At 49.0% G+C, this 7,509-nt stretch carries 9 protein-coding genes; 1 reads left to right on the top strand and 8 read right to left on the bottom strand.

The features are described from left to right. Positions 1 to 103 precede the first annotated feature (103 nt). Positions 104 to 1,081, bottom strand: coding sequence for a glutathione S-transferase family protein (locus C7A19_RS11580; protein WP_116644942.1), 978 nt, complete (start codon positions 1,079 to 1,081; stop codon positions 104 to 106). 211 nt (positions 1,082 to 1,292) lie between these two features. Here C7A19_RS11580 and C7A19_RS11575 point away from each other — a divergent pair, with 211 nt between their 5' ends. Further along, positions 1,293 to 1,646 carry a DUF4168 domain-containing protein gene (locus tag C7A19_RS11575; protein ID WP_069361029.1) on the top strand — a complete coding sequence of 118 codons (354 nt, stop codon included), beginning with the start codon at positions 1,293 to 1,295 and terminating at the stop codon, positions 1,644 to 1,646. A 48-nt stretch (positions 1,647 to 1,694) separates the two neighbouring features. Here the strand turns inward: C7A19_RS11575 and arsJ are convergent, their stop codons facing one another. From arsJ to arsB, 7 genes are all read right to left on the bottom strand, one after another. After that, positions 1,695 to 2,918, bottom strand: coding sequence for an organoarsenical effux MFS transporter ArsJ (gene arsJ, locus C7A19_RS11570; RefSeq protein WP_069361030.1), 1,224 nt, complete (start codon positions 2,916 to 2,918; stop codon positions 1,695 to 1,697). An 81-nt stretch (positions 2,919 to 2,999) separates the two neighbouring features. Beyond that, positions 3,000 to 4,007, bottom strand: coding sequence for an ArsJ-associated glyceraldehyde-3-phosphate dehydrogenase (locus C7A19_RS11565; RefSeq protein WP_116644941.1), 1,008 nt, complete (start codon positions 4,005 to 4,007; stop codon positions 3,000 to 3,002). Positions 4,008 to 4,018: 11 nt separating this feature from the next. Continuing rightward, positions 4,019 to 4,360, bottom strand: a complete 342-nt coding sequence (locus tag C7A19_RS11560; RefSeq protein WP_021024015.1) for a metalloregulator ArsR/SmtB family transcription factor — start codon at positions 4,358 to 4,360, stop codon at positions 4,019 to 4,021. Between the two features lie 177 nt (positions 4,361 to 4,537). Further along, positions 4,538 to 4,771 (bottom strand): thioredoxin family protein, encoded by a 234-nt coding sequence (locus C7A19_RS11555; RefSeq protein WP_077660917.1) that lies wholly within the window; start codon positions 4,769 to 4,771, stop codon positions 4,538 to 4,540. Between the two features lie 9 nt (positions 4,772 to 4,780). After that, entirely contained in the window at positions 4,781 to 5,782 is a 1,002-nt protein-coding gene (locus C7A19_RS11550; protein ID WP_077660916.1) for a permease, read from the bottom strand. 100 nt (positions 5,783 to 5,882) lie between these two features. Beyond that, entirely contained in the window at positions 5,883 to 6,446 is a 564-nt protein-coding gene (locus C7A19_RS11545; RefSeq protein WP_116644940.1) for a sigma-70 family RNA polymerase sigma factor, read from the bottom strand. After that, on the bottom strand, positions 6,439 to 7,497 hold the full coding sequence (gene arsB / locus C7A19_RS11540; RefSeq protein ID WP_116644939.1) for an ACR3 family arsenite efflux transporter: 1,059 nt from the start codon (positions 7,495 to 7,497) through the stop codon (positions 6,439 to 6,441). The genes C7A19_RS11545 and arsB overlap by 8 nt, the downstream gene beginning before the upstream one ends. Between the last annotated feature and the right edge of the window lie 12 nt (positions 7,498 to 7,509).

Raw genomic sequence — 7,509 nt, 5'->3', positions numbered from 1 at the left:
TCTGACGGCTCAGCCTTCGAAGGTTCGAATCCTTCCTCCACCACCATCTTTAAGGGCCAGCATCTGCTGGCCCTTTTTCGTTGTTTTTTCGTCAACTGCTCAATCACTTACCGCGAGCGCTAACTGAGGCACGCCCATGCGGCGACCACAGGTCTTGCTCTGGCCCTTTCGGTACAATGCGCGTCGGGTTTATGTTGCCGTGGCTGTAATAATAATGGGTTTTGATATGATGCATATCGACCGTCTCTGCTACGCCTGGTACTTGGAACAACTCTTTCATGTAGCAGAACAAGTTGCAGTAATCGGCAATACGTTGCTTATTACATTTAAAGTGGCCCACGTAGACAGGATCAAAACGAATCAGGGTGGTGAACAAACGCCAATCGGCTTCTGTGATCTGATTGCCGGCAAGATAACGATTACGACTTAAATGATCATCTAACACCGTCAATGCAGTGAATAACTGATCAAAGGCGTCTTCATAAGCCGCTTGTTCGGTGGCAAAGCCACATTTATACACGCCGTTGTTCACGTTGGGGTAAACAAATTCATTCCACTGATCAACCGCTGCACGCAGGTTGTCTGGGTAATAATCGTCATGATTACCCGTAATATCATTAAACGCCGAATTAAACATCCGAATGATATCGGCTGATTCATTACTGACAATGGTCTGGGTCTGCTTATCCCATAAAATCGGCACGGTGACTCGCCCCGTGTAATCCGGCTTCGCGTGGGTATAGAGCTGATGAGCATAATGGAACCCATACAATGGCTCGGGCTCAGAAAACGTCCAGCCATGCTCTAACATTTCAGGTGCCACCACTGTGACATCAATATGAGGCTCAAGCCCTTTTAAATGACGCATAATCAGAGTCCGATGCGCCCACGGACAAGCAAGAGACACATACAGATGATAGCGGCCTGATTCAGCGTTAAAGCCCGCATCGCCACTGGGTCCAGCTTGGCCATCAGCGGTCACCCAATGACGAAAACCCGCGTCTTCACGGACAAATCGCCCTCCCGAAGACTTGGTGTCATACCACACATCATGCCAAATACCGTCTATCAGTTTTCCCATACGTCCTCCTTTCTCTACGCTATACAGTATAAGGAGAGCGCGAGGGAAAGTCGGCAGAGCAACTTGTTGGAGTTATTCGAAAAAACTGAGCAATCCTTACAGCATCAACAATGTCATGATCTTGTGAGAATTTGTCTGATTGCTTATTCGCGTTTGACCGTCACTCTCCATCTCTTTTAGGGTGACCGTGATGAATAAAAGGAGAGTATTAATGAAACGTTTATTAGCGACCCTATCTTTTGCGTTTGTTGTTGCAGCCAGTCTGCCAAGTTTTGCTGCCAACGAAACAAACGAACTGTCAGCGGATCAGCTGACCGACCAAGTGATAAGCAGCTATGCAGAGGCCGCTGAACAGGTTGTTTCAATGTCTAAAGACTATCAAAGTAAGCTCGAGAGCATTCGTAGTGAAGAAAAAGCGAAAGCGCTAATGGCACAGACGCAAAAAGAAATGGCGCAAGCGATTGAAGCAACGGGCCTGACGATAGAAGAATATAACGCTGTTTTTCGTCAAGCACGTGAAGATAAAGAGCTGCAGAAGAAAATTAGCAATATGCTCAATGAGTAGCCGTAGTTTGAAACAGGGGTAAGCATATGCATGCTTGCCCCTATTGGTTTAAGTGTGGGCTATCACGGCTGGCGTTTTGGGTAACCACAGCGAAATCACCGTCGTGATGAACAAGAAGGCGAAAGAGACCCACAAACAGGCTGCTAGCCCCCACACTTGGAAAATCCAACCGGATAACACGGTGCCAATTAAGCGTCCCATGGCGTTCGCCATATAATAGAACCCCACATCCAGTGACACACCGTCACCTTTGGCGTAGCTGACGATCAGGTAGGAATGCAGTGAAGAGTTAATCGCAAATATCGCCCCAAACACCATGAGTCCAACGATAATCACCCCTTGCGGATACCACTGTTCGCCAATTGCATAAGCAATGATGCCCGTCACCACGGCCAATAAACCTGCCCAACCTAATGCCGCTTTACCACCCGGCGAATGGCCAGCTTGGCGCCCAGTCATTTTCGGGGCAATCCCTTGCACCACGCCGTAAGCAATCACCCATAGCGCAAGAAAGCCACCGACCATACTATGGCTCCAGCCGAATGTGTTGCCCAAATAAATCGGAAGGGCGACGACAAACCACACGTCTCGCGCACCAAAGAGAAACATGCGTGCCGCTGAGAGGATATTGACGCTGCGCGACTTGGAAAATATTTCTGAAAACTTAGGCTTACTTTTAGCTTTACCTAAATCCGCTTTTAGTGACACCACACTGCCAATAAAGACCACAGTCAGCACACCGGCCATGGCTGCCACCGCGTATTGAAAGCCAATGAAAGACAGCAGTGCGCCACCGACAAAAAAGCCTGCCCCTTTGAGCGCGTTCTTAGAGCCGGTGAGGATCGCAATCCACTTAAAAAGCGCCCCCTGTGCATTATCGGGCACCAGGGTTTTGATCGCACTTTTCGCACTCATTTTATTGAGATCTTTCGCAATCCCAGATAGCGCTTGTGCCGCCATCACCCAGGGGATGGTGAGCCACGCCGCGGGGACCGCCAGCATAGTAAGCGCCACAATTTGCATGCCTAGGCCAATATTCATGGTGCGGTTAAGCCCTAATCGAGCCCCTAACCAGCCGCCGACAAGATTGGTCACTACCCCAAAGAATTCGTAAAACAAAAATAGCGAGGCAATTTCTAAGGTGCCGTAGCCTAAGTCATAAAAGTACAGCACCACCAACATGCGCAGGGCTCCGTCGGTGATAGTGAAGTTCCAATAGTTAAAGGTAACCAGCATGTACTGGCGCACAGATTGGCTTAATTGAGCAAACATAGTGGCCGTCTATTTAGGTTTGATAAAAGCGGTAAATAAAGGCGATGCACTGCATGCACCGCCAGCGTTACAAAGTATCACTTACTGATCGACAAGACCGACGTTGCGCACCAGCTCAGCGGTACGCGTGGCATAACCCATTTCGTTGTCATACCACGCATAGATTTTGACCATACGCTTGCCCACTACCATGGTGGATAAACCATCGACAATAGTAGAGCGCTGATCGCCACGGTAATCAATCGAGACTAAAGGACGCGCCTCAAAGCCAAGAATGCCTTTAAGCTCGCCGTCCGCGGCCTCTTGCAACAGTGCATTCACCTCTTCGGCGGTGGTATCGGTTTCCACATCAAAAATCACATCCGTCAGTGACGCATTGGCAAGGGGGACACGCACCGCATGGCCATTAATCTTGCCTTTTAGATCCGGGAAAATTTCTACGATAGCGGTCGCCGAACCTGTGGTGGTCGGGATCAAGCTCATGCCACACGCACGGGCGCGACGTAAGTCTTTGTGCGGCGCATCTAAAATCGTTTGGGTATTGGTTAAATCATGAATGGTGGTGAAGGTTGACTGCGCAATTCCCAGTTTTTCATGGATCACTTTCACAATCGGTGCCAGGCAGTTCGTGGTGCACGACGCCGCAGTAACAATTCGATGTTTGCTCGGATCAAAAATCGCGTCATTAACCCCCACCACGATATTCGCCACACGCTCATCTTTGACCGGTGCAGAGACCACTACGCGCTTCACGCCTTGGTCCAAGTATTGTTGTAGCAAATCCCCGTCACGGTGTTTTCCGGTTGCCTCAATCACCACATCACAACCTGACCAATCGACTGCATCAATCGCTTTCTCTTGGCTTGTCGTTAATGTTTGGCCGTTAATCTGCACGCGATTGCCTTCCGCACTCACTGCGTGGTGCCAGCGCCCTTGCACCGAATCAAACTCCAGCAGATGCGCCAGCGTTTCGGTATCTCCCGCCACATCGTTAATATGCACAAACTCGAGCTCTGGCCAATCAAATGCTGCCCGTAATGCCAAACGACCGATACGGCCAAACCCATTAACCCCGACTTTAATTGTCATTGCTCTCTCCTTTACACGCAGCAGGTAGGGCGAGACGCCATCTTGGCAAGCCGCGTGATATCTTCTTGATAAGTGTCTTTTAGGCAGTTGGAATCAACTAACCCCTGAATTTGTTTGCGCATCCAGCCGGGTAAGTCAGCGGCTAAGCGATAAAACACCCATTGCCCTTGGCGCGTATCAACCAACACACCACTGGCCCGCAGTTGCGCCAAATGGCGTGAGATCTTCGGCTGCGAGGTATCTAGCGCTTCAGTAAGTTCGCACACGCATAACTGCCCTTCACGAGCAATGAGCAACAAACATCGCACGCGCGTTTCATCGGCCAACAATTTGAAAAACTGGTGAGGCAACATAGGCTCTCTCATGACGCCTTACTAAATGCATATATGGATATGCGTATGTTATGGTTCACGCGCAGAAATGCAAGCACCGAGGAAAGCTGTCATAAAAACTTCACAGTTTTTGTGGATCAATAAAAAGCAGCCCATTAGACTGCTTGAGTACCTTAAAACGCGTTAGTCTTCCATTGACTAGATAAGCCATTGTTTAATGGTATCGTCACTGGGTACACCACCTGCGTGTATGACTTGCTCATCCATCACTACCGCCGGTGTCGACATCACGCTATAAGCCATCATGGTTTCAAGATCGGTGATTTTTTCAACTGAAACGTCGACGCTCTGGTCTGCCGCAATCGCTTCGATCTTTTCCGCTGTATGGGTGCAATTGGCACAGCCTGATCCAAGAACTTTAAATTGTTTCATTGTTTTCTCCTAAAATTGCCAAAAAGGTAAATTAAATACCCATCCTGTAACCGTGAACCCGGTCAGTAAAAGAGCAAACAGGATCGCGAGTAAGCGCCACTGCATCACCTGCTTTAACATCACAAACTCAGGGACACTGGCCGCAACAGTGCTCATACAAAACGCCAGGGTCGTTCCCAGCGGCAAGCCGTTGCGTAGTAAGCTTTCCATGATTGGGATAACCCCTGTCGCATTCGAGTACAGTGGGATCCCGATAAAGACAGAGGCAGGTACCGACCACCATTGTCCGGCCCCTAAATGGGATTCGATCCAGCCATCAGGCACAAAGCCATGCAATGCGGCACCAATGCCCACACCAATAAACACCCATTTCCAAATGCGGCTAACAATACCTTTCATTTCTTGCTTAGCAAATTGATGGCGAGCATTCAGCGTTATCTCCGATGTGTTAGAGGGCTGAGTATGCGTCGAAGTGTCAGGTTTTGCTTGCGCCTTTTCCATCGCATTAGCCGCAAATGGCTGTAACCAGCGCTGCGCGCCGATGGCATCTAAAAAACAGCCACTAACGATGCCAATAGTGATCCCCAATGCGACATATGCAAGCGTAAACTCCCATCCCAGAAGACTAAATAAAAGCAAGATGGCCACTTCGTTAATTAATGGTGAAGTAATTAAAAAGGCCATAGTGATGCCAAGCGGGATCCCTGCGGAGGTAAAGCCAAGAAAAACAGGAATGCTCGAACATGAACAAAAGGGTGTTATGGCGCCGAAAAAGCTTCCCGAGGCATAACCGAAGAAACGCTTTTTACCGGCTAAATAGTCACGGACGCGCTCAACATTAAGCGACGCGCGCAAAAGCGCAATGAGATAAATCATCACGATCAATAGAGCGAGGATTTTGGTGGTGTCTTCAATAAAAAAGTGAATCGCCTCACCCAGTCGAGTATCTGGTGATAGCCCAATGAGTTGATAAACGAGCCAATCGGCAAAATAGGTAAAGACTTCAAACATAATGCGTCCTCTTATCGCTTGTTAGCGCGCTGGTGGTTTGAAGGTCATCAGCGCTCGTTATGGATAAGACGGACAAGGGCTAAAAAGGATGCAAAAAAAATCAGTCTGAATCTCGCAAGTGGCAACATACCCGATTGTGATCATCAAACTGAATATTACACTGTACCAGCAGTATCTCACGTAAGTGCTGTCGCGCACGCTGAATACGTGATTTAACAGCTGGCAGTGAAAGTTGATGAGCATCGGCATAATCACGCTGAGTGACGCCGCCGAGATCACATTGCTCTATCACATCACGTTGATCGTCTGGTAAGCGCCGCAACGCTTTGGGTAAACACGCCATGAGTCCAGTAATAGCTGGCGGCGCATCGTAGCTCTCGGGAAGTGGTTCAGGATCCGCAACAAGTAATGTTTTACTTTGTTTTCTATATCTGTCGATCAAGAGATGATGGGCGGTGCGATACAACCAGGCGCGCGGCTGTTGCACCGCGCAAAATTGCTCATTTTGTTGCAATGCCTTGAGGAAGGTTTCCTGTAATACATCCGCACTCAACACGTGATCATGCGTTTGTTTAATCAGCCAGCGATAGAGCAACGATTCATAATCACGCCATGCTTCAAGCAAGCATGGCGTCGTGGACGTTGAAGACAACTGACTAGTCATAGCACCGCTTCATCCTTAGCGCAACATTCACCAAGGCAATCAACACCGGCACTTCCACCAGCGGCCCAATCACTCCTGCAAAGGCTTGATCAGAGTGAATGCCAAATACCGCAATCGCCACCGCAATGGCTAATTCAAAGTTATTGCCGGATGAAGTAAACGCAATTGACGCGTTGCGGTCATACGGGATCCCCAGTTTTTTGCCCACAAAGAAGCTAATAAAGAACATCAGCACAAAGTAGGTCACCAGCGGCACAGCGATACGCAACACATCAAGCGGCAACGCAACAATTGCCTCCCCTTTTAGGCTAAACATCAACACAATGGTCGCCAACAACGCGATTAACGTCATCGGGGAGATACGTGGCAAAAAGACGTCTTCGTACCATTGTTCACCTTTTTTAGCGACCAGCACGGTACGTGATAGATAGCCCGCCAAAAAAGGGATACCCAAGTAAATCAGCACACTTTGCGCGATGTCCCCCATGGTCACATCCACCACAAAACTTTGTAGACCCAGCATGGGGGGTAAAACGGTGATAAATAGCCATGCCATCACACTGTAGGTCAGGATCTGAAATAAGCTATTTAGGGCCACCAATGCCGCGCCATACTCTTTATTACCGCCACTGATGTCGTTCCACACCAAGACCATAGCAATACAACGGGCAAGACCAATCAATATCACTCCCGCCATGTAACCTGGCTCATCACGTAAAAACAGCACCGCCAGTGTGAACATCAGAATAGGACCCACCACCCAGTTCATGATCAGCGACAGCGTAATGGCTTTTTTATCGCGCGTGACCGAGCCCAGTAAGCGATAATTTACTTTTGCCAGTCGCGGGTACATCATTAAGATCAAGCCAACCGCCAGCGGTACATTGGTGCTCCCGACCGATAAGCGCTCACTGAGGTTCGCCACTTCTGGATAAATCCACCCTATACTGACCCCAATGGCCATAGCGAGAAAAATCCACACGGTTAAATACCGATCGAGCCATCCCATTCTTTGCGCGGCCGACGGTGCACAGGTTTCAGATTGAGTCATCGCGATATTTCC

The sequence above is a fragment of the Salinivibrio sp. HTSP genome (assembly GCF_003390965.1).
GTDB lineage: Bacteria > Pseudomonadota > Gammaproteobacteria > Enterobacterales > Vibrionaceae > Salinivibrio > Salinivibrio kushneri.
Note: the sequence above shows the minus strand (reverse complement) of the source record. Positions and strands in the feature narration are given on the sequence as shown.